Raw genomic sequence first — 22,642 nt, forward strand, 5'->3', positions numbered from 1 at the left:
GACAGGCATTCATATTTGTCCTACCTCTCCCATACATATAGCAAGAAGAGGAGGGGAACGGATGAATCAAGAAATAATTGCCCGGCTAATCTCTGGTATGGTTATGCATTTTTTTGTGGCATATGGCATCGTACTTGGCGGCTCGATCATGGCAGGAATCGCAGCAGTACTCACCAGACAGCCTCCATTTCAGGAAATGGCCGACTATGCCCTCAAACTCAAAATCTGGGGGCTTGTCGGAGCACTTGACGGCACGTTTGATTCGTTCTTGCAAATTGAAAAAGTATTTGCCGCCGGAAGTATGTCACCCATTATTCGGCAAATTATTTTTATTCTGAGCGCATTTATGGGAGCGGACACATGCACCCGTATGGTTCGGTGGCTTGTGCACGGCGATGTATTGTGAGAGTTCCATCAGCTCGTTTGTTTAGCCGCTATATTCAATTTATTATCCTATTTCTATTTGGCGTTCTAATAGGGATGAGCACATTTCTTCTGCTGCTTGGCAATGAACTAGATGCCCTGCATCTTAAAACACGCAAGTTAGAAAATCAAAATGTCTTGTATGCAGAACGCATTACCGAACTAGAAGAAGCCGAGCGAAATATGATTCAAAAACAAAAAAATGTCGTAAAAGACATCATTATTCACCTGTCAGCACCCAATGAATTCATCAAAGCAGATCTTGAAAAACGGCTTATGACTGATTTATTTTTTCTTAAAGGAAAACCATTAGACTATGTTACCGGGTTTCATGAAGGCATTATTCGCATGATTGCCGAGCGAACGTATACAATCGAAACCAAAATGTATAAAATTCAACTCACCACACTTGTCATCACCCCTACTGCTCACCTCTATTTAACTGCTCGTGAAGTCAAAGGATAGCACTCGCAAATGGATGAAATCTTTTGTAAAATGATAAATATCGTGTTCTATGCTATCAAACATGTGCAGGAGGGGTTTCATATGGTTATTAGTCCTAGGGAAATGGCTCGCACTAAAGTTGAGCAATTAAAAAATGGTCTTTCTGCTTTCTCAGAAACACAGGAAGTAACGGAGCTGATCGAACGGTACATCAAAGAGGAACAACTCAATGTGCTCATCGATCGGACCTCACTTGGCTGCTGGTTTATTCCAGCCACAAAAGCAAATGAACCGGCCTCACAATAAACGATAAGCCGATGCTTTTCTCAACGAACGTCGAGAGAGCATCGGCTTTCTTATTTCCCACTTTTATACGTAACAATACTCTGCCCGCAGTGCCAGTTCAATCATGACGGGTTGTCACACTCTCCCTCTTCGCCCCGTACCATTTGAACGCCAAGCCCCGGTACATCCGGCAGCGTCATCTGACTTCCTGCATATACTACACCACCTACAATGCAGTCATGACGCAGCATAAGCGGAGCGTCAAAATCAAAACGTGTAATGTTTCGTTTCGCCCCGGCGAAATGTGCGGCGGCAGTTACCGCCAGGCGTGATTCAATCATGCTGCCCATCATACATTCCATGCCGCTTTCTTCCGCCATCGCATTGATGATCTGCGCCTTATAGATGCCTCCCGTTTTCATCAACTTCACGTTCAGCATGTCTGCTGCACGCATCTGAATAATTGCCAATGCCTGCTGCGGTGTAAAAATACTCTCATCCGCCATCACGGGCGTATCCACCGCATCCGTGACGGTTTTCATCCCAACTAGGTCATGCGCCTTTACGGGCTGCTCCACAATTTCAATATCTAGCCCCATGTCTTCCATTTTCCGAATCGAACGGATGGCCTTTTTCACTTCCCAGCCTTGATTAGCATCCAAACGAATTTTGATATGCGTACCAATTCGACGGCGAATTTCCTTAATCCGCTCCACATCACGTTCAATCTCATCTTTGCCTACTTTAATTTTGAGCGTCGTAAATCCCTGACGTACATACGCTTCTGCATCGTCTCCCATTTCATCTGGTGCATTCACACTTACCGTATAATCTGTCTCGATCTGTTTTTTGTGCCCGCCGAGAAATTGGTACAGCGGGAGATTGCACCGCTGGGCGATCAAATCATACAATGCCATATCCACCGCTGCTTTTGCACTGCTGTTCCCCACCATAGCCTGATGCAGCAAATGAAATACCTGCTCATACGTAAGCAAGTTTTGCCCGATGAGCTGCGGGCGAATCGTATGCATAATGGCAGATTCAATACTTGCGAGGCTATCACCCGTAATCACGACCGTCGCCGGTGCTTCGCCAAATCCTGTACGTCCGCAGTCGGTCCTTACTTGCACAATGATTGATTCCGCATGAGTGACGGTACGAAGTGCTGTTTTGAATGGTTTCTTCAGGGGAACGGACTGGCGCCGTACCTGAATATCTGTCAGTATCATTACGCATCCCCCCTACTGCAGAATATATATGCCTTGTGGTCGGAAGATACATCTTATTCTTCTATAATCATCCGCTAAACTCTGTGGTATTGTTATGAAAAAGCACCTTTTTTGGGAAATCACATGATTGGAGGGGATTTTCTATATGGAAGCAACTGCAACTTCACAAAACGAACGGCTGGTTTCGCTTGATAGTATCCGTGGATTTGCTCTACTCGGCATTTTTCTTGTGAACATGCCCGCTTTTCATTCCCCTGATTTTATTCGACAGCTCTATACACTACCAGAACATCTTTCCCCGCTTGATCAGCGAATCCGGTTATTCTTTGACCTTTTTATCCAAACGAAATTTTATACGATCTTCTCGTTTTTATTCGGTCTTGGTTTCTATATTTTTATGCATCGCGCCGAAAAGCGCGGCCACAATATATACAAACTATTTTCCCGTCGTCTATGTATTCTGTTTGTTATTGGCCTGATTCATCTTGTTTTTCTTTGGTTTGGGGACATTCTGCATCTGTATGCACTGACTGGATTTTTACTACTGCTGTTTTACAAGCGAAGTAATGCCGTCATTCTTGGATGGGCATTCGGCCTATTAATTTTGTATTATGGACTACTTTCACTTCAGCTACTTATTGATCCAGCTTCTCTTCTCGCATCACAGACAATCGGTGCCGAAAAGCTGGCAGAAGCTGTACGGATATATCAGGATGCCTCCTATACGGAGTGGTTAGCTTATCGGATAAACACAGAAATCCCTTATATTTTGGATAGCATTCTACTACAAATTCCAGCGATTCTTCCGTTATTTTTATTTGGTCTGTATGCCGGACAGTGTGGAATCTTTCAGGATCTGGCCCGTAATCGAATCGTTGTGAAACGCGTCTGGATGGTAAGTTTTCTACTTAGCATACCGCTTACAATCTGGGCCGCGCTTGTTCATACAGGTTCCTTCAGCGGCACAACACAGCCCTTCCTACAAGATGTAGTCATTGGTCTAAATGGTTTACCACTTTGCTTTTTTTATATGTCATCACTTGTTCTACTACTAGACAAAAAGCATTGGCAGAAGTGGCTTCGTCTGCTTAGCTTCACCGGACAGATGGCGCTGACGAACTATTTACTACAAACTATTCTGTCTTTAAGTATCATATTCGGCTTTGGCCTGTTTAACCGGATGAGCTTAGCAACCAGTCTTTTACTTTGTCTTGTCTTATATGTAGGCCAAGCCTATTTCAGTTCGTTTTGGCTCAAGCGATATTATTTCGGCCCGGCTGAATGGCTCTGGCGCACACTGACATACGGGCGCATGCAATCGTTCAGGCGCCTGTATGTACTAGGAGAAGAAAAGACGGAGCAGGAGCAACGACTGAACTAAGGGTGGCTATACTGTATATCCTTTTTTCGAATCTACCATAATCGTTAACACGTTTTTCGTTTGATCAAATGCAATCGCAGGTTCACCACTGTCGTAATACCACCACTTTTGTACGATGCCGTCCAGATCATTTTCTATAACAAAAAGATTAAGTTCTGCTTTTAAGTCCATAATCTCTTCAACTAGATCTGGGCGATTAACTTCAATGGTGAACTTCCACTTATCCGAATGCGGCTCCAATGCATACCCAAATTGATGCTGAATCGAATCCAATAGCAATCGGCTTCCAATAGCATGTCTGATGTAAAAATGAGGTTGTTTCGTCATCATTAACTCCTTTTCTCCTTATGCAGTGTAATGTAAAAAAAGACCATCTTCACAGCGATGGTCTTTCTTATGGCTTGCTACCAATACGATACGACGTGTCCGTATTCTTATGGCAAATCAATCAGCATGAAGTGTGCATCTGCCTTCGCTTCGATTTTCAGGTCTGATACTCCAGTAATTCTCGCTGAGTCTCGTCTTGTTAATCTGGTTTGCCCATTTAACATCAGCTCTCCTTCTATCACAAACAAAAAGATTTTACGGTTTGCTGCTTGTTGAAAGGATACGGTTTGCTTAGCTTCCACTTCGGACAAATAAAGTGTCAGGTCCTGATGAATAAAAGCGATATCGTCTGACTTAATACGATTCGAAACAACAGGCAGCAATTTATTTTTCATCGCCGCTTGATCGTATGCCTTTTGCTCATACGAAGGCGCAAGCCCTTTGGCTTCCGGCATAAACCAGAGCTGCAGGAAATTCACTTCCTCTGTGTCAGACGGATTAAATTCCGAGTGAACAACTCCGGTTCCAGCGGTCATCCGTTGAATCTCACCCGGACGAAGCACTTCAGCACCGCCCGTACTATCCTGATGCTTTAGCTGACCTTTTAGAACAATGCTAACAATCTCCATATCGCGGTGCGGATGGGCTCCGAATCCATTGTCTGGTGCCACAAAGTCATCGTTTAATACGCGAAGCGGTCCAAATTGCAAATTGTTCGGATCATAGTAATCAGCAAATGAAAAACTATGCGATGTTTTTAACCATCCGTGATTCGCTGTAAAACGGGATTCTGCGGGATAAACTTGTATCATAATATAATCCTCCTTATATACATATACAATTTAATTATTATCATTTAATAATTCTTGAATTCGAGATAATTACACAAAAAAATTTATGTTACATCTTTAGCATAATAACCAAGCTTCTTCAAAAGCGGAATGATTGTTTCTTTCTCCTTAGAATCCAATCCACCAAGTATCTCTTGAATGGCTTTGCGGTGTGTTGGAAAAATAGTCTGCATCAATTCCCTACCTGCTTCTGTAATGACCGCATACGTAACTCGTCTGTCTTCTGGACATGGCTTTCGTTCCAAAAGTTTTTTATCCTCTAGTTTGTCAACGACATACGTAATACTCCCGCTTGCTAGCAGCACTTTTTTGCCGATATGCTGAATTGGCTGGTCCCCTTTATGATACAGCAATTCAAGCACGGCAAATTCAGTCGGATTTAAGCCATATCCTCTCATGTCTTCCGTTACATGATCCATAATCACCCTGTATGCTCGTGACAGCACAATAAGCAGCTTCAAAGATAGATCTGTTTCATTTACTCCGTTTTCGGTACACATATTCATTCCAACCCTTTAATCTATTTATCTTGAATTCGAGATAATTGTAAATAAAAAAAGACATACTGTCAATAGAGTTGATCCATTGGTATACCCCAGTATTTTAGGTATCGATCTGTTATGTTTTTCTTATAAGGATAGAGAGTGACATTTGTTGATTTCTTCGATCTCTTCTAGCAAATAAGGCTAGTATCCGGTACAGACTCTTCCATAATTACATAGATATACAAGTATACTATCACTCCACATATGGAAGGGGACATATACGATGGAAAAAGAAACAGCTCCATCTTATCTTCACTCGTTAGCCGGAAGAGTTGTACGCGTTTATAAAGGTGGGCCGGAATCTCGGATGGGCTATATAGTAGAGGTAAAACCAGAACATCTGGTTTTATTTAATGATGAAGATGGATTCCTATACTACAACACTAACCACATCAAAAGCGTATGCGATAGCTCACAAGATGATCTCAAAGACAAATTACTGCAAAAGTCTACCACAAACGAAAAAGACACTTCAGAACACCTCCCTCACATTCAAGCGGAAAGCTTTTGGGATGTTCTAAAAACGATGGAAGGGCATACGGTTCGGATTAATAGAGGTGGACACCACTCTAAAGTAGGACGCCTAGTATCTGTGAAAGATGATTATTTAGTTTTAGAAACGGAAAAAGATGGCCTACTGTATTACTATATTCATCATATTAAAAGCGTAAGTGGGTCCAAAAAGCAGGAAAAACTAACGCTTAAAATGATGCTTGAGGGCAATCTAGCCCAAGCGGATGCTTCTGAAACAATGCCCCACGCTAAAGCAGAGAACATGGAAAGTCTCTTACAAGAATTACAATATCGCTGGGTACGCATCAATGGTGAAGGACCAGAAAGTATCGAAGGTGTACTGTCTGACAACTCAGCATCCAGCTTAACAATCGTCGCAAATCAGCACGTGTACCAAGTTCCACTGTTTCACATTCGTACAATCAGCCAGACAATTGCTCAAGTGAGCAGCGATGACAAAGCAAATAAAAATGAAGCAAACTCTGCTGCTAAAACTTCTTCTACTAACAATGAAAAGGGAGATTCCACGAATAAGCAAACTGCTAACACCAAACAAAATAATAAACAAGACGATAGCAAGAAACAGGAAAATGGCAAAAAGAAAGAGGAAGCGAACAAGGCAGAAAAGGTAGAGGAGAAAAAACACGACGATAATACACAAAAAAATGATAGAAAAAAGCCGGAAAACGAAACAGCGGAAAAACAGGGCGATAGCCAAAAGAAGTCTGCCGAAAAGAAGGTAAAAATGAAAAAAGCAGAAAAGGAAGAGCTTACACCAGCTGTATTTCCCGCAAATTCGATGCTCCAACAAACTGTGGAATTTATAAGCAAGACATTAAATATTGCCCTCAATAATTTTACTGGATTAGACCGTTAACACATCAAGATTTGCACATTGATAAACAGACAGAATGTTATGGGCGCCTTGATTGCTACTGCACCAAGCGCCCCCATTAGAATACGTATAAGTCCGTCATGCTTATACGTATAGATCGAATGGTTATTTTGAGGAAAGGAATATTTCTATGAACAGTCTGTCTACCCTGCTTGGAAAACCAATCACCGTGGAATTATCAGGAAAAATAATTCATACAGGGATTTTAAACGATTATGGTAGAGATATTATTATTCTGTATAATGGTCAACAATTTCTTTATATTCCGATGGTACATGTTCAATCGTTTCAACTAAGTCAAAGAAATGACATACAAACTGTAGGCTCAGATGAAAAAACTCTTGAACAGACCAATTCTCAAATCTCATACCGCAGTATTTTAAATAATGCACGAGAAGTATTTGTCGAGGTTTACGTTACAGGTACCCAATCGATCCACGGATATATTAAAAACGTTCTCTCTGATTATATCGTTTTTTACTCCCCGATTTATAAAACAATGTACATTTCGCTGCAACACTTAAAATGGCTAATTCCATATCCTACCGATAAAATTCCATATTCACTTGATCAAGGCTTTTTTACTAATAAGCAATCAGATCTTACACTCTCGCGAACATTAAAGGAGCAATTAAAAAAGCTAGAAGGGAAAATGATCGTGCTTGATATGGGAAAAGAAGAGAACAAAGTAGGACTTCTCAATAAACTAGGCGATCATACGCTTGAATTAATAATCCCGTATGAAAAGAAACTGTACTGGAATCTTCAGCATCTCAAAATTATTTCTCTCTCTTAAATCTAGCGAATGAGCCCAATGTTTTCATGGGCTTTTTTCTTTTAACAACACTTATGAATACAATACACAAATTTACTTTTATGTATGATATTCATTAAACATTAAAAACTTTACTCCGATAATCAATATGATGGGAACATTCGTTACTTTATTTTTGAAAGAGGAGTTGAAGGAATGCGAGCTTTTAGAGCCGTACAGATGATTGTATTGTCCCTCATTGTAATTCTGGGATCTACTAGTTTTGGAGGCGTAACCGCCTTCGCCCAGGATGAAATATCACGTCTCGTTCTTAATAAGAACGACCTGAAAATGGATGTTGACAGTACACAGTCATTAACCGCAACCGCTATTTATTTAAGTGGAAAAACAGAAGATGTAACTGTGAAAACCGACTGGACTTCGAATACACCTGCTGTCGCAGATGTATATGCAGGTGTCGTTTCAGCCAAGTCAGAAGGTACTGCTGTACTTACTGCTACCTATATGGGGAAAACCGTTGTCGTCAATGTAAAAGTAAACAAAAAAGTAAAAGCACTCACCAGCACAAAGCAATCGCTTGATTTGCGTGCCGGAAGCTCCACGCAGGTTGAATTAACAGCAATCTATCAAGATGGAACAAGCGAAGACGTTACCAAAAAAGCTGATTGGGAAAGCGATACTAACTCTGTAATGGTAGTAAACGGATTGATCACAGGAGTTTCTGCCGGAACTGCTACCATCACAGCAAGTTATGGAAGTAAAACCGTTTTCATTCCGGTTAGCGTAGACGTTGCCAAGCGCATTGATGTAAACACAACTCAGGTCTCCCTGCTAGTAAAGGGAACCAAGAAAGTAACACTTACTGCTACCTATCCTGACGGAAAAGAGGAAGATGTTACTGAAAAAGCTGAATGGTCTACCGACAAAGCAAACGTAGCCGATGCATTAAAAGGAACAATTACGGGCTATGGCGTAGGAAAGGCAACCATCACCGCCAAATACGGCACAAAAACAGTAACCATTCAAGTTGATGTTGATCGCACTCTTAAACTCGATCTAAGTGAGCAGAATATCTTTATGAAAAGAAATGACACAAAAGAATTAAAGCTAACAGCAACATATCCCGATGGAACAACGAACGACATTACAGATCGGGCCACATGGTCTTCCAATAATGACAACATCGTAAGTGTATACAAAGGAAAAATTATTGCTACTTCTACAGGAGAAGCGATTATTACCGCTACCTATGGAGAAAAAACTGTATCGGCTACGATTAATGTCGAAACTCCTAGGAAATTAGAAGCAGACAAAGAGCTTCTTTCTTTAAAAAGTGGACAAACAGCGAAGATAAACCTTAGTTCCATCTATACGAACAACACACAAGAGACTGTTACGGATCAGGCAGAGTGGTCCATTGATAACGAAACCATAGCAGATGTCACAAAAGGGAATGTAACTGCTAAAAAGGCAGGACAAGCGACTATTACTGCCAAATACGGTGGGAAAAGCATTACCGTGAAAGTAGAAGTCGACATTCCGAATGTCATCACGCCTGATAAAAAGACCGTGAGTCTACCAATCGGTGGTGTTCAGTCAATCACGCTTACGTCCAGCTATCCTGATGGACATGCAGAAGATATTACGAGTAAAGCTGAGTGGAGCACCGCTTCCTCCGCCATCGCTGAAGTTCGGAATGGTGTCATTACAGGGGTTAGTACCGGTGCTACTACCATTACCGCTAAGTATGGTACACGAACTGCCACGATTCAAGTATCCGTAGGAGTGATGGATGGCTTAACAGCTTCTAAAACGCAACTACTCATGAAGCAGGGCAGCTCCGAGAACGTTATCGTAACGGCTAAATATGCTGACGGAAGCACAAAAGATGTTACAAAGGAAGCAACTTGGACAAGTTCCAATCCTAAAGTAGCAACAGTCGATGCTGGAAGCATCACCGCAGTTGCTTCCGGTGAAACTACAATTACTGCATCCCTTAACAGCAAAACCGTTAAAATTACGGTGCAAGTTGATCTCGCTAGTTCCCTTACTACGAACGTGCCTTTTGTCATTCTAAGCCTGGGAGAAACAAAACAAATCACGCTAACAGCCACTGATTCTCTGGGTACCAAAAAGGATGTAACCAAAGAAGCTGAGTGGTCAGTAAGTAATGTACGCAACGCTCAAGTGGTAGACGGACTTGTAACAGCCATCGGTAATGGAAGTATTAAAGTTACAGCTAAATACGGTGGTAAAACAATCTCCATCCCGGTTGAAATTAATGTCATCAGTAAACTAGAAGCGGATACACGATCAATCTCAACAAAAACAGGGAAAACTATTCAAATCAAACTTACAGCTACGCTTTCTGATGGCAGTACGCGTGACGTAACAACCAGTGCAGATTGGGCATCGGGCTCATATAATGTTGCGGATGTAACAAATGGTTTAGTATCAGCAACAGGATCCGGAAAAACGTCGATAGTCGCTAAGCTTAATGGAAGATCAATTTCCATTCCAATGGATGTCGACACGCTTAAATATTTAAAAACAGATGTAGTAAAAGTTACTTTAAAAACAGGGGCAACAAAGAACGTGAAAGCCATCGCTACCTATTACAGTGATGGGTTAGACGCTAATGTAACAAAGCCAGCTTTATGGACTAGCTCTAACATCATGATTGCCGATGTAAAAGATGGCGTTATTAAAGCAATAGGAAAAGGAACAGCTACAATTACTGTTTCGTATGCAGGAAAAACAACTAGAGTTTCTGTTACAGTTGAAGAATAAGTAAGGGGCTCCTCCTGTAGTTATCATGCTAAAAAGATGAAATATAAGGCAAAGACCATGCTTATTTAGTGTAATGCTGAATTTGAAGGCATGGTCTTTGTTTCTTATTCACATACCCTTCACCATAAAATAACAAATTCGACCTCCTCTTAATTTCATAAAAATAAGCCCAATCTTTTTATGGGCTTTTTCTCATTCTATTCATTTTTTCCGTAAATGATTAAGATACAATGAAATATCATCGACAATGATTTCCTCTGATTCGACTTCCTCAGTATATCTTAAAAAAAACAATTTTCATTCCCCATTCCCTCTCACTAATGCAGTAATCTTAAATATGTAATTCTTTTTTTAATCCCTCATTCGTTAGTACTTTTGACACCATAAGATTTAAATTACTAGCCAATGAAATCTCTTGGTTGCTAGAGGTGATTCGCACTACTGGTCGCTGTATGTGAGATTCGATACGCGTAACGATTGCGATCATATTATTATTCAAGGCGACCTTCATGCCAGGTGTATATGGAGGAACACTTCTAACAAACGCTTCAATAACAGAAGGTAGATATCCAACACCATTTTGCGTCATAATCATTTCAATCGCTTCATGCGGGGGCATGTTCTCTACAGACATAAGGTTTTCAAATAAGTTAGCTACAGCACAAACCTGGGCGATCTCCAAAAACTCACTTCCCTTAATGCCACGCGGATAACCAGTTCCATCCATCCGTTCATGATGCTGATAAGCAATATGAGCAGAAAGAAAACTAATCTCACGAACTTTCCTCAAAATTGAAAAACCTATTTCTGTATGCTCAATTTCTTTTGAATGGAGCTTTCCGATATCATGGAGCAAACATCCGATGGCTAAATCGTGCAATTGTAAATCATTATAGGACAATTTTTTAGATATCAATAAAGAAATCAGGGTAACATTTACAGCATGAGCATACGGGGATAATTCCGCAGGTAAGCTAGTGGAAGGGGTTAACATAATAGCACGCCGCTGCTTTACTTCCGCAACAAGCTTACGGGCAATAGACTGAAGGACACTGATTGGAAATAGTTGATTTGATGCTACTTTATCAAATATTTGTTTCAATCCCTGAATCATTTCGATCCACGTACGCATATCCAGCATTTCCTCAAGCGTAATGCCTTTTGATTCTTCATCTTCAATAATTAATGTCGTAATTCCCATATGCCGTAGTCTCTCTAGATATACAGGATGAACCCGATTTTCTGCCGCTAACAGAACCCTGCCTTTAGCATCATAAATCGGCTTTGCTAGTTTCATCTTGCTTTCTTGATACTGGGATATATGGATCATCCTCATTTTTTTACCTCCCTAAATATAAGCCCATAAATTTATAACATTCTTTTTAACAACGCAAAGAGCCTATGATTGGAATCATAGGCTCGTATAAGGAAAATAAACATCCTTAATTCACAGCTTATTTTCTAATCATTCGATAACTGGCTGGCATAATCGTACAGCATACAATCGTAGCCCCTATAGCTTTGCGTCACTAGGTTTCCCTAGTTTTGCCATTGTCGTGATTTTAACAATTACTGATTACATACAAATTTCATAAGTAAATAATACTACATAACTATTAATTTTCAATTATTATTTTTTTAATTTTAGGTAATAAAACACAAAATAATAGGTATTAGATAACAAATAATCACAACTACCCTATCGTTCAATTACCTGTGCTGTCATCATCGCCTTGCTTACCATCGTTCCCTGATTATACACTTCCACTTCCACTTTTCCGAACTTCCGACTCATCTCCAGCACACGCGGACGAATCTCTAGTACACTTTCAATTTGTACCGGCTTCAAGAAATAAACCGTAATGTTCTCCGGTACCATATCTCCTTTTTTAAATTGACGCAATGCATGGCTTCCGCACTCTGATACAAGCGTAGTTAATACCCCGCTCGAAATATTACCAAGATGGTTTGTCATCTGCGGCGTAACCTCACCCCTGAAATAAACGCCATTCTCACCTTTCTCTTCCTGGAAACGATTCATAATCAAGTCTGCGAACGTCTCACCCATCTGTGGTTGCTTCTGAATATATTGCAGCGCCTTTAGTACATCCTGACGCGTGATAACACCGAGCATTTTACGATGGTTATCCACAACCGGCAGCATCTCGATTCCTTCCCATACCATCGTATGAGCGGCCGATGCAACCGAGACACGCGAGACAACCGTAATCGGGTTTTTCGACATCACTTTCTCGATCGTCGTCAAATATTCATGACCCATTACGTCTTTCGTCGTCACAACGCCCTGTACTTTCATATTCTCGTCTACAACCGGGAAGCGACCGTGATCGACGGAAGCAGCCAGCCTGTGCCAGTCTGCGACTGTGCTTTTCGTCGTTAAGTAGTAGGACCCTTCTAATGGAATCAGAATGTCTTCCACCAGCATAATTTCTTTTTTGATCAGGCGGTCATAAATCGCCCGGTTAATCAGCGTCGCTACCGTAAACGTGTCGTAGCTGCTCGATATAATCGGAAGCTGCAGCTCATCGGCCAGTTTTTTCACTTCATCACTCGTATCAAATCCACCTGTAATCAGTACTGCTGCACCGTGCTGAAGCGACAGCTTATGTGCCTGATAGCGATTCCCGACAATCAGCAAGCTTCCGGCATCCACATACCGCATCATCGCTTCCAGCTTCATCGCACCGATGACAAATTTATAGAGCGTTTTATGTAGACCTTCCCGTCCACCAAGCACATGTCCGTCTATAATATTGACAACTTCAGCGAATGTCAGCTTTTCAATATTCTGCTTTTTCTTCTTCTCAATTCGTACCGTACCTACCCGTTCAATCGTACTAACAAGTCCTTGATTTTCTGCCTCTTTAATCGCCCGATAGGCAGTGCCTTCGCTGACCTCGAGGTCTTTTGCGACCTGTCGGACAGAAATTTTACTGCCAACCTCGAGATCTTCGATGTGCTGGAGGATTTGTTCATGTTTGGTTGCCATGTAATCACCTTTTCCTGTATCAATCTGTATTACTATTATTATACTGTTTCAATATAACAATAACAAACACAAAATAAGCCACTCCTTATCGGAATGGCTTACTCTGTTATGGTCATTATGCTTCTTGTGTTCTGCCTCGTTCACGATGCTGCTCCTCCGATACAACTACAGGTGGAGTCCCGATATCACGCCGCTCACGCAGGTGAATGATCTGATACAGATGTGCCCCAATAATCAGAAGTGCGAATCCGAGCCAGATTATACTAAATGTAAAAGCAGTTGAATGTACGTTCAGAAGCGGTAAACGCGGCAACCCGTACAGCACAATAAAAAACGCGATAATCAAATAACTAATACTGCGAATCAGCTGTCCCATCATGCTCACCTCATAAGCAGTATATGCATGGGGTATGCCTGTCAGTACAACTTGTCCGCCCTATTTTTTACCGTGTGCCAGTGCCATTAACTGAATCGGATGAGCGGCAAGACAGCGATAGATGCGCATGCCTCGCTCCACAAACTTTGCTTCATACTCTGTCATCACATTGCCTTCTGCATACTCACTTTTGTGCAGATCAAGCGTGATACCGGAGAGTAGGAACATCTCATGCGCAAACTCATTTAGGCTATATTCAAACAATGTTTCATTATCTGTTTTAAGCTGAATGTATCCGTCCGGATTTAACACGTTCTTGTACTTAGAAAGAAAAGAACGATCTGTCAGACGACGCTTCGCATGACGCTTTTTCGGCCATGGATCGCTAAAATTTAAATAGATACGGTTCACTTCACCTGGCGCGAAGTAGTCTTCAAGGTCATTTACATTGATCCAGAGAAAGGAAATGTTCGTAAGTCCTTTTGCTTCTGCTTTTTTCACTGCTTGAATTAGAACTTCTTCATGCAGTTCTACCCCGAAGAAATTAATGTCTGGATTTTGTTCGGCAAGCGTAGTAATGAAGTTACCTTTGCCAGTTCCAAGCTCGATATGGATCGGATTATCATTACCAAAAAACGCACGCCAATTTCCTTTATGGTCCTGGCCATTCATCGGTACGAGTTTCGGGTAAGTCGCCATTTCTTCGCGCACACCCGGTCTTTTACGTAAACGCATAGTCTAGATCACCTATTCATACGGATTTTTTCACTGTTTTCTATATTACGGGAAGTACAGGGTAGAAGCAAGATAAGCCTAATCTTTTCTGTCCAAAAAAAAGGACGCCCAACTATCGGACGTCAGAGGTAAGAGGTATATTAAAAGGGGGTTTTTCATCACACTTATAAGATACCGTATAAATATTACATCTGTATTACAAAACCGTTACCAAACTATTATATTTCAAAAGTCTCCCCAGGTTTCACAACACGACCACGCATCTGCTTCTCTTCTAGCCGATTCACGAACGTCTCAACATCCTGTTTGATGACCGGGAAAGTGTCATAGTGAACCGGAATGGTAAGTCCAGCCCCAATCCATTCGGATGCCTGAAGGGCATCTTCTGGCCCCATCGTATAGTTATCTCCCATCGGAACAAAGGCCACATCGATCTTGTTGCGTTCCCCAATCATTTTCAGGTCGCTAAATAGACCCGTATCTCCAACATGATACATCGTTTTGTCTCCAACTGTAACGAGGAATCCGGCTGGCATACCTGCATACACGATGCGCTGCTCTTCATCAAGCACCAAACCCGAACTGTGGAATGCCTGTGTCATTTTCGCAGTAAACCAACCGAATGAGAAGGATCCGCCTATATTCATCCCATGTGTGTTCAAGCCCTGCCAGCTAAGATATGTCGCCAGCTCATGAATGGCGATCACAGTAGCCCCACACTGTTTCGCAATCGCGATTGCGTCGCCAATATGATCACTATGTGCATGCGTCAGCAAAATGTACTGCACATCAATCTCCTCAGGCTTTACAGCAGCAAGAGAATTTCCTGTTAAGAACGGATCAATAATTAACGACTGCCCTTCATGTGTAATCTGCACACAAGAATGTCCATGATACGTAATTTTCATATTCATTCCCCCATTCTCATTATTTTCCTATCCCATTATTGTAACAGGCTCTTCCACTACAAACAAATAGAAAGAGCCAATACACCCTCATTCCCCACCGTTCATAGGATAAAGAGATGATACATGCACATCCGCATGTGCATAGAAAAGAAAGGGTGAGCGGGTCATGTCGCAACTACTGACGCGTGTACAGCGCGTTTCTGACCAGCAACTTCCCCAAAAGATTGATGGTCTGTTCCCGGAATCCATTGCTCGCCAATATGGACTTCGCGGTTCCCAGACATATGAAGTCGTCTATGGGCTTGCACGAACTCGGATGACACTGGCTCCCGGTACTACATCCTTAACCTTTAAAGAGTCAGCCGCCCATCCCCTACATCTTTCATTCGGAACTGCGAAGCTTGGTCTGCGGTTTGAACCGGATGAAAAGCGTTTCGTCATTGGACCGCTTGTTGGTGTGCTCATCGCCGGGATGTCCCCAGGCCCTGAAGGTCCGTTCGGCAATATTACTGATTTTTGCCGCGAAGTCAGTCAAACGTGTCGAGCGCGGGGGGGCATTGGCTTTGTATATACACTCAGTCAAGTGTCCGCCGAAACGAATAAACTTGAAGGCTGGATGTACCGGGATGGCCGCTGGGTAAAACAAGTATTCCCGCTCCCGTACTGCTCTTATAACCGCATCGGCTCACGGCGGGTCGAGCGCAAAGAAGAAACCCAAACACGCCTCCATCTTCTCAAACAAAAAGGTGGGCTCTTCTTTAATGAACAATTCCTTGATAAATGGATGATTCACCAGAAACTCGCTGAAAATCCTGATGCTTCCCGTCTGCTCCCTCATACAACAATCTACAACGGCGCTTCTTCCTTGCAAGCCATGCTTACACGACATTCTTATGTATATATGAAGCCATCAAGCGGGAGTCTTGGACGCGGAATTATTCGAATCACACAGCAAAATGGGGAATATATCTGCCAGTATGAAACAATAAACGGAGCAGCCACCCGTCGCTTCCGCACATTCGCTGCGCTGCACCAAATGCTCAAACCACGTCTCACCGGGCGTCTCTATCTGGTTCAACAAGGACTGCACCTGATTCGCTCCCACGGCGGCCTAGTAGACTTCCGCGCTCTGGTGCAGAAAGACCGTACAGGAAAATGGGCCATCACGTCCATTGTAGGTCGTACTGGGACACGGCAAAGCATTGTGTCTAATGTCGCACGCGGCGGCACCATGCTTCCACTCACCCGGGCTCTTGTCGCCTCTACGCTACCGACATCCATGCAAGTAGCTGTAGCAGGTACCATTCGCCGCCAGGCACTGGCAGTAGCCCGCTTGTTCGAACAAAGTATAGGGGGACACTACGCCGAACTCGGCATTGATATCGCTGTCGAACGCACAGGCCGTGTCTGGCTTCTTGAAGTAAACTCAAAGCCATCTAAAACAAATGATGCGGTCGCCAGCCCAACCCGCAGCCCACGGCCATCGGTGACCCGAATTGTCGACTACTGCTTTTACCGGAACGGATTTGCGGTACAGGCACGAAAAAAAAAGAGGAGGTCTACACAATGACAACTAAGAATGCCACCCCTTATCTTGGGATTCTGGCTACTCCAACTACACGCACACCACCTTTTCCTGAACGATCTTACTATGCCTATCTCGCACAGGCAGGCCGTAAAATTGGATTGCCTGTCTATGTGGTACTACCAAACAAGATCGATTTTCAGACCAAAACCGTAATTGGCTACCACTACACAAATAAAAAATGGGAGCTAAAACGGCTTCCACTTCCCTCTCTTGTGTATGATCGAGTATCCAACCGTAAAAAATACTTGTCTGCGATCCGCACACTTAAATCAATCCCATCCATTACGTTTCTTGGCCATGTACTCGGTGACAAACTCCGCAATCATAACCATCTAATCCAGCATTCCGGCATCGCTGCCTTTATGCCACCAACCGAACTGATTACATCCATCCAGGTTGTCAAACAGATGCTTGCCTCCTATGATGCGATCGTCATCAAACCCATGCAAAATTCACTGGGCATTGGTGTAATGAAACTCACATCCAAAAAAGACACACATCGAGTAGAAGGTCGGGACTTCCGAAACAAAATTTTTCGTCGTACGTTTCCCAACCGGGCCGCCCTTCTCATGTGGGTACGCAGTCAACTAAAAGTAAAAATGATTGTCCAGCCATATTTAACTCTCTCCTCACCAGAAGGCGTGCCATTCGACATTCGCGTACTCGTCCAGAAAAACGAAAGCGGCCAGTGGAGCGAAACCGGGCGAGCCGCACGTGCAGGCGTACCGAACGGGCTGACATCGAATTTGTGCGGCGGTGGACGCGCACATTCCGTCCCGGAATTCCTCGGTAAACATTACAGCAACGAACAACTCGCTCAAATCGAACGAGACATCAGCTATATCGCTCGAGAACTGCCACCCTTTCTTGAGAGCCGTCACGGCCGCTTAGTCGAACTTGGCATTGATGTCGGTGTTGATCGCGATGGAAAAGTGTGGTTGATCGAGGTAAACTCCAAACCAGGGCGGGCATCATTCCGCCGCATCGAAAACGGTGCCTATTATCGCTCCGTTCGCCTTAATCCGTTAAAGTATGCCTATTACCTTAAGTCGCGCAAAGGTGCCGGATCATGATGGGGGCGCTTACGACCGCCCGAGTATCGATTGACCCGCTACAGCGAACGTGGTATCTGCACCTTCCGTCAGGTCACGTACCGCATGCACTGGCAGCAAACAAAAAACTGACGATTCGGTTAGGCAGCTGGAAAAAAACGCTCACCATTACGCAAAAACGGCCAGACGCATCCGTCATTCAAAGCCGGATTCGCATTCGACAACAGCCAGATATGACACCATCAATTGGTCCCTTTGTTGGAATTCTTACTGTAGCAGGAAAAGGATTATTCCGGGGGGTTCAAAGCAACTTTATCGATATTATCGAAGCCGGTCGAAAGTTCGGGGCACTCATCTATGTCATTCCCGTTGAAAACATCGACTGGAAAACACTCACGGTCCGCGGCTATTTGTATCATAAACAGAACAATAAATGGGTAAAAGAAACCCTGCCGCTGCCGCATGTTATCTATAACCGAATTCCAAATCGGGCCTATGAAGAAAAAGAACATGTAAAGACAGCACTAGACCGCCTGACCGCTCTCCCGCAAGTTACCCTATACAATCCACACTTTTTTAACAAACGACGGCTATTTACTATCCTACAGCGCGACCTAGATGTATCTGGCTATTTGCCACAGACCGTCCCGCTTGCTTCTAAAGAATCACTGTTTCATATGCTTGACTTGCATCCATTCGTCTATGTCAAACCAGTTAACGGCATGGCTGGCAAAGGAATTTATCGTCTGCAAAAAAATACGCGAACTTCGTTTATGCTACAGTACCAGCTCAAGAAATCAACGGTAAAGCAGATATTTACGAGTCGAGATATGCTATGGAACTTTCTGTCCCCGCGCCTTGACGGTCCCTACTTGATCCAACAGGGAATTCATCTCGCCACGTTTCATGACAAACTATTCGATATGCGTCTACTTGCTCAAAAAAACGGATATGGCGAATGGCGCGTAACCGGCATCGGCATTCGGCTGGCGGGCAGCGGCCGCATTACAACCCATGTACCGCAAGGCGGCTCGATTCAGTCACCATACGCTATTTTACCAGCCGCCTTCCCACGCTCCTCCCCAGCTGACCTGTTGAAATCGATTCGACGCGTTGCTCTAATGATTGCACGCTCTCTCGAAAAAGAGTGGCCAACATTAGGCGAAGTATCCATGGACATTGGAATGGATAAGCAGGAGCGCATCTGGTTTATCGAAGCCAATTCAAAACCAGGAAAATTCGATGAACCTCATATTCGCAAGCTGTCTCTGCGCCGCACAATCGAATATGCCCAATATCAGTCTCGTTTTATCCGCTCGAAAGGAGGCGTACACCATGTCCACACGAAAGCTTGATGCAGACTCATTCGCTCGCAATCGCCATCGGCTGATCAACTTCATCCGTAAAAACGGGGATAAACGCATCACCAGTCAAGCGATTCACTGGCTTTCTTCTCTTACACCGGAATCACTCAGCCAGGACGGAGCGATCATTCTTGTCCATATCAAAAACAAAAAAATGCTCGGCATACTTGCCACAGCCGATTATGGGCGCAAGGAATCATTTCTCGTGGTACGCACCGATGTGCGGGAAAGAGGTCTGGGCAAACATCTAACCGAAACGGCCATTACTCAGCTCGGGAAGCTATACGCAAGAGTGGCATTCGATAACACAGCTAGTCTGAAAACGTGCCTATCTGTCGGTATGGTCGGATTCTCCTGTATTACCGGGGTGACAGGCAAACCTACCCTCTGGCTTGGAGCAGGTGACTGGAGGAGGGGGGATATTGAATCCGTATGACTTCAGCGATCTGTCCTCTTATTGGCGTTCTGACATACCGGCATGGTTCATTTCTGGCAGGTAGTTCGTACTGCGCACAGCTTACAGAAGTAGCCGATCGTCACAAATGTGTACTTATCGTATACAGCCCAACTGATATCGACGAAGCACACGGGACTGTTCAAGGCTTTCGTTACAACACACATACAAAAAAATGGGCCCGCGTACAGACGCGCACACCAGATATTGTTTATGACCGCTTTAGTTACATGAGGCGAGATGCCCTACGTATATACAGTGCATACCGCAGCAAAAGTCGGATGCGATACGTTAATAACCGGTTCGCTCACAAATGGAACGCGCACCGTCATTTTAGCCATCATCCGGAACTTTCTCGTCATCTGCCTGTGACAGTCTCACTCACGTCCGGAGCACTTGGGAAGCTGACTAGACGCTTCCCTCTTTTATATGCCAAGCCAGTCAATGGCTCCGGCGGCAAGGGGATTCTACGTATCCGGCGGCACCAGCAACGATTTGAAATGGTAGGACGCAGCGGCAAAGAAGGCGTGATTCGCCACACTGCTCATTCGCTCGAAGCGGCCGAACGATATGTACTGACATGGGCACAGCAGCAAAAGCAAACCTTCGTCCTCCAACAAGGATTGTCTCTTTCTCTCATACCCGGCATGATCTGTGATAGCCGGGTCCTTGTCCAGAAGGACGTATGCGGACAGTGGTGCATAACAGGTATGGTCGGCAAACAATCCCCTGACCGCCTTGTGACCTCCAACCTGCGAAGCGGAGGGAAAGCGACATCTATGTTAACATTACTTACTCGACGGTTCTCAGCGGAAAAAGCAGAATCCATCATGCAAAGTATGCAGCACATTAGCCTACTACTCGCCTCTCATATCGAATCCCGGTTTGGTAATTTTCTGGAATTCGGCATCGATCTTGGAATTGATACAAACGGCTACGTCTGGATTATTGAAGTGAATCCAAAACCAAACCGAGAACTCTTTCGCCTCGCCGGACAGCATGACACATACAAATGTGCCATCGAAGCTCCCATTTTATACGCACTATCTGTATTAAAGATGGAAAAAACCTGAATAAAAACCGTCTGTTTTTTCATAAACAGGCGGTTTTTTCTTATTACTCAGGCTAAATGAGGATCGCTGTCCATTCCATTGGAAATACCGCCATTGGTTAACTAATGTTCTCTTTCTTTCTTTACGTTAAGGTATAAAAAGTAACAAAGAACATGCCAAATCCAAACACACCATTGTTTGGAACGGGGGAACCTTTATTGTTTTGGGGTTAAATCACACGATGTGATCGGGCGCCTTTCGACCGAACCCGTCAGCTAACCTCGTCGGCATAATAGGAAAGGGAGAAAATAGCTTGAATACATCGATGAAAAAACTCGCAACAGGAATTCTAGCAGGCGTAACGCTTGCTAGCGGTCTTCTGCTTCCGGGGCAAGCAGAAGCGGCTTCTATTTCCGCAAAATTCGGACAAACTGTGAATGTATCCAACGAAAATGCCAAAATTGATAGCATCATTCGTACTGGTAAAAGCCTCATGAATCACAAGGCACAGTACAGCCACAACTACCGTCCACCAAAATATATGGATTGTTCCCAGTTCATCTATTATATCTTTGGCAAGAACGGCATCAATATGCAGACACGTGATGATGATCGCCAGGTACGCCTTGGTGAATACGTGCCAAAGAACAAACTTCGCAAAGGCGATCTCGTTTTCTATAACTCTAATCAAGGCAAGCGTGATGTGACACACGTAGGTCTTTATATTGGAAACGGTCAAGTGCTGCATATGTCCAACCCGCAAGATGATGTCAAAATCAGCAGCCTAAACAGCAGCTGGCACAAAAAATACTACCTGACTGCCCGCCGTGTTATTAACTAGAGTGCTATATCTATGTGTAAAACATACGAAAAGGCAGACTCGCTTCATTATCGATGCGAGTCTGCCTTCTTCACTTGTGCTAATTCCGTAAAATACGAAACGATTAACTCCACATGATCTAACAAAGTCCAGCCCCTTTTCTCCAATTCCGCCTGTTCACGACGATGAAACGGCTCGCCCTCCTCACGAATGATACGCTGCCAGTCTGCTAGCTGCTTGCGTTCGGACATAGATAGCTGATCCTCAATCGATGTACAAATAAAAGAACGACAAATGCCGGTCTTAAACCGTGGATCGAGACCGCATCCCCGTCCATCTTCAAAGAATTGACAAACTGCATAAGCCAGCCTTTCATCCGTCGCCTGATAGATGGTGCGCGGTGACTGCAGCAAGCGATGATAGCGTTCAACCGGCGCCTCATCCTCCCCTGCCTGCTTTTCATAAAAAAGTGCATCAATGCGTGCCCCAGTAATAATTTCATATTCGCATACCGTATTGTCTGGATGACTGTACACTTGATTAAGAAAAAAGTCGGTCTGGCCGGATTCGATCATCCGATAGATCTCAAACAACGTAAAAACTGGCTCGTAGGCGCAGCATCCGATATGCGAGAGACTAGAAGAACGACGCTGAAAGTGCGGCTCAGGGCAATTCCGACAGACTACCGATAACAGCTGCTTGGCTTCTTCATCCCATTTAAGAAACCCAGATGATTGACTCATGAAGATCCTCTCTTTCTGTCCATTAGCCGAACACTTTGTATCGGTAGCCATCATATCATCCGTCAATGATTACTGACAAGAG

General features: G+C 43.7%; 23 protein-coding genes and 2 riboswitches. Of the genes, 13 read left to right on the forward strand and 10 right to left on the reverse strand.

Annotated elements, in window-relative coordinates; all coding sequences use genetic code 11:
- The first annotated feature begins 61 nt into the window (after window positions 1-61).
- The 3 genes from PO771_RS15570 to PO771_RS15580 all read left to right on the forward strand — a co-directional run bounded on the left by PO771_RS15570 (window position 62) and on the right by PO771_RS15580 (window position 1,173).
- On the forward strand, window positions 62-406 hold the full coding sequence (locus tag PO771_RS15570; RefSeq protein ID WP_272560590.1) for a YtrH family sporulation protein: 345 nt from the start codon (window positions 62-64) through the stop codon (window positions 404-406).
- A complete protein-coding gene (locus PO771_RS15575) occupies window positions 403-888 on the forward strand; it encodes a sporulation membrane protein YtrI (protein WP_272560591.1) in 486 nt (161 codons plus the stop codon). The genes PO771_RS15570 and PO771_RS15575 overlap by 4 nt, the downstream gene beginning before the upstream one ends.
- 81 nt (window positions 889-969) lie before the next feature.
- Window positions 970-1,173 carry a YtzJ family protein gene (locus PO771_RS15580; RefSeq protein ID WP_272560592.1) on the forward strand — a complete coding sequence of 68 codons (204 nt, stop codon included), beginning with the start codon at window positions 970-972 and terminating at the stop codon, window positions 1,171-1,173.
- A gap of 101 nt (window positions 1,174-1,274) precedes the next feature.
- Here PO771_RS15580 and PO771_RS15585 read toward each other — a convergent pair whose 3' ends face one another.
- Entirely contained in the window at window positions 1,275-2,381 is a 1,107-nt protein-coding gene (locus tag PO771_RS15585) for a dipeptide epimerase (RefSeq protein WP_272560593.1), read from the reverse strand.
- Between the two features lie 145 nt (window positions 2,382-2,526).
- Between PO771_RS15585 and PO771_RS15590 the strand changes: the two genes are divergently transcribed.
- Window positions 2,527-3,762 carry a DUF418 domain-containing protein gene (locus PO771_RS15590; RefSeq protein ID WP_272560594.1) on the forward strand — a complete coding sequence of 412 codons (1,236 nt, stop codon included), beginning with the start codon at window positions 2,527-2,529 and terminating at the stop codon, window positions 3,760-3,762.
- 6 nt (window positions 3,763-3,768) lie between these two features.
- On the opposite strand, the gene PO771_RS15595 is transcribed toward PO771_RS15590, so the two are convergent.
- From PO771_RS15595 to PO771_RS15605, 3 genes are all read right to left on the reverse strand, one after another.
- Window positions 3,769-4,092, reverse strand: a complete 324-nt coding sequence (locus PO771_RS15595) for a hypothetical protein (protein ID WP_272560595.1) — start codon at window positions 4,090-4,092, stop codon at window positions 3,769-3,771.
- Between the two features lie 104 nt (window positions 4,093-4,196).
- Complete coding sequence (locus PO771_RS15600) at window positions 4,197-4,901, reverse strand: pirin family protein (RefSeq protein WP_272560596.1); 705 nt, start codon at window positions 4,899-4,901, stop codon at window positions 4,197-4,199.
- An 83-nt stretch (window positions 4,902-4,984) separates the two neighbouring features.
- Window positions 4,985-5,440: a MarR family winged helix-turn-helix transcriptional regulator gene (locus PO771_RS15605; protein ID WP_272560597.1), complete on the reverse strand. Its 456-nt coding sequence runs from the start codon at window positions 5,438-5,440 to the stop codon at window positions 4,985-4,987.
- Between the two features lie 268 nt (window positions 5,441-5,708).
- Here PO771_RS15605 and PO771_RS15610 point away from each other — a divergent pair, with 268 nt between their 5' ends.
- From PO771_RS15610 to PO771_RS15620, 3 genes are all read left to right on the forward strand, one after another.
- Window positions 5,709-6,875, forward strand: a complete 1,167-nt coding sequence (locus tag PO771_RS15610) for a hypothetical protein (RefSeq protein ID WP_272560598.1) — start codon at window positions 5,709-5,711, stop codon at window positions 6,873-6,875.
- Window positions 6,876-7,023: 148 nt separating this feature from the next.
- On the forward strand, window positions 7,024-7,689 hold the full coding sequence (locus tag PO771_RS15615) for a DUF2642 domain-containing protein (RefSeq protein ID WP_272560599.1): 666 nt from the start codon (window positions 7,024-7,026) through the stop codon (window positions 7,687-7,689).
- A 174-nt stretch (window positions 7,690-7,863) separates the two neighbouring features.
- On the forward strand, window positions 7,864-10,458 hold the full coding sequence (locus PO771_RS15620) for an Ig-like domain-containing protein (RefSeq protein WP_272560600.1): 2,595 nt from the start codon (window positions 7,864-7,866) through the stop codon (window positions 10,456-10,458).
- Between the two features lie 331 nt (window positions 10,459-10,789).
- On the opposite strand, the gene PO771_RS15625 is transcribed toward PO771_RS15620, so the two are convergent.
- The 5 genes from PO771_RS15625 to PO771_RS15645 form a co-directional block, all read right to left on the reverse strand.
- Complete coding sequence (locus PO771_RS15625; RefSeq protein WP_272560601.1) at window positions 10,790-11,794, reverse strand: HD-GYP domain-containing protein; 1,005 nt, start codon at window positions 11,792-11,794, stop codon at window positions 10,790-10,792.
- Between the two features lie 132 nt (window positions 11,795-11,926).
- A riboswitch (cyclic di-GMP riboswitch) is annotated at window positions 11,927-12,018 on the reverse strand.
- Window positions 12,019-12,157: 139 nt separating this feature from the next.
- The gene (locus PO771_RS15630; RefSeq protein ID WP_272560602.1) at window positions 12,158-13,468 is read right to left on the reverse strand and encodes a CBS domain-containing protein; all 1,311 of its coding nucleotides are present in this window, start codon (window positions 13,466-13,468) and stop codon (window positions 12,158-12,160) included.
- Window positions 13,469-13,583: 115 nt separating this feature from the next.
- Window positions 13,584-13,847 carry a hypothetical protein gene (locus PO771_RS15635; protein WP_272560603.1) on the reverse strand — a complete coding sequence of 88 codons (264 nt, stop codon included), beginning with the start codon at window positions 13,845-13,847 and terminating at the stop codon, window positions 13,584-13,586.
- A 57-nt stretch (window positions 13,848-13,904) separates the two neighbouring features.
- A complete protein-coding gene (trmB, locus tag PO771_RS15640; RefSeq protein ID WP_272560604.1) occupies window positions 13,905-14,579 on the reverse strand; it encodes a tRNA (guanosine(46)-N7)-methyltransferase TrmB in 675 nt (224 codons plus the stop codon).
- 218 nt (window positions 14,580-14,797) lie between these two features.
- Entirely contained in the window at window positions 14,798-15,487 is a 690-nt protein-coding gene (locus tag PO771_RS15645; protein ID WP_272560605.1) for a metal-dependent hydrolase, read from the reverse strand.
- Between the two features lie 166 nt (window positions 15,488-15,653).
- Between PO771_RS15645 and PO771_RS15650 the strand changes: the two genes are divergently transcribed.
- The 6 genes from PO771_RS15650 to PO771_RS15675 all read left to right on the forward strand — a co-directional run bounded on the left by PO771_RS15650 (window position 15,654) and on the right by PO771_RS15675 (window position 21,838).
- Entirely contained in the window at window positions 15,654-17,057 is a 1,404-nt protein-coding gene (locus tag PO771_RS15650; protein WP_272560606.1) for a YheC/YheD family endospore coat-associated protein, read from the forward strand.
- Window positions 17,054-18,148, forward strand: a complete 1,095-nt coding sequence (locus PO771_RS15655) for a YheC/YheD family endospore coat-associated protein (RefSeq protein WP_272560607.1) — start codon at window positions 17,054-17,056, stop codon at window positions 18,146-18,148. The genes PO771_RS15650 and PO771_RS15655 overlap by 4 nt, the downstream gene beginning before the upstream one ends.
- Window positions 18,145-19,482: a YheC/YheD family endospore coat-associated protein gene (locus tag PO771_RS15660; RefSeq protein ID WP_272560608.1), complete on the forward strand. Its 1,338-nt coding sequence runs from the start codon at window positions 18,145-18,147 to the stop codon at window positions 19,480-19,482. Before PO771_RS15655 ends, PO771_RS15660 begins: the two co-directional genes overlap by 4 nt.
- Entirely contained in the window at window positions 19,463-19,927 is a 465-nt protein-coding gene (locus PO771_RS15665; protein WP_272560609.1) for an N-acetyltransferase, read from the forward strand. The genes PO771_RS15660 and PO771_RS15665 overlap by 20 nt, the downstream gene beginning before the upstream one ends.
- Window positions 19,924-21,018 carry a YheC/YheD family endospore coat-associated protein gene (locus PO771_RS15670; RefSeq protein WP_272560610.1) on the forward strand — a complete coding sequence of 365 codons (1,095 nt, stop codon included), beginning with the start codon at window positions 19,924-19,926 and terminating at the stop codon, window positions 21,016-21,018. The genes PO771_RS15665 and PO771_RS15670 overlap by 4 nt, the downstream gene beginning before the upstream one ends.
- A gap of 143 nt (window positions 21,019-21,161) precedes the next feature.
- Window positions 21,162-21,302, forward strand: a riboswitch (cyclic di-AMP (ydaO/yuaA leader).
- Between the two features lie 8 nt (window positions 21,303-21,310).
- Window positions 21,311-21,838: a C40 family peptidase gene (locus PO771_RS15675; RefSeq protein WP_272560611.1), complete on the forward strand. Its 528-nt coding sequence runs from the start codon at window positions 21,311-21,313 to the stop codon at window positions 21,836-21,838.
- Window positions 21,839-21,885: 47 nt separating this feature from the next.
- Here the strand turns inward: PO771_RS15675 and PO771_RS15680 are convergent, their stop codons facing one another.
- Window positions 21,886-22,560: a hypothetical protein gene (locus PO771_RS15680; protein ID WP_272560612.1), complete on the reverse strand. Its 675-nt coding sequence runs from the start codon at window positions 22,558-22,560 to the stop codon at window positions 21,886-21,888.
- Window positions 22,561-22,642: the final 82 nt, after the last annotated feature.

Source organism: Aneurinibacillus uraniidurans (assembly GCF_028471905.1).
Classification (GTDB): Bacteria; Bacillota; Bacilli; order Aneurinibacillales; family Aneurinibacillaceae; genus Aneurinibacillus; species Aneurinibacillus uraniidurans.